Here is a 265-nt window from a genome sequence, read left to right on the forward strand (position 1 = left end):
TGCTCATGGATTTTCCTTAGCGTTTAGACCAGAAGGCTTTGTTTTGCTCGTTGAGGTCAGCGTTAGAGCTACCGGTTTTGCTGGCAGCATCGATGGTGCGGCTGGCCTGAGTATTGCGGCCTTTCGCCAGTTCAGAAACAGCGGTAAACGCCATTTCAATGTGCGGTTTGGGCAGCTGTTTGATTGCAGCGTCACCGACAATCTGGCGCACCAGCGCCTGATCAGCTGAGGCCAGAACGTGGCGCTTAAACGCGGTGGGCTTCAT

General features: G+C 54.3%; 1 protein-coding gene. It reads right to left on the reverse strand.

Going from position 1 to position 265, the window contains the following annotated elements; translation table 11 throughout:
• Positions 1-16: 16 nt before the first annotated feature.
• Positions 17-265, reverse strand: a 249-nt coding sequence (locus tag N7568_RS23915) for a hypothetical protein (RefSeq protein ID WP_261612180.1), incomplete at its 5' end; no start/stop codon positions are given.

Origin of the sequence: Paenarthrobacter aurescens (assembly GCF_025421775.1) — a bacterium.
In the GTDB taxonomy this organism is placed as follows: domain Bacteria; phylum Actinomycetota; class Actinomycetes; order Actinomycetales; family Micrococcaceae; genus Arthrobacter; species Arthrobacter aurescens_B.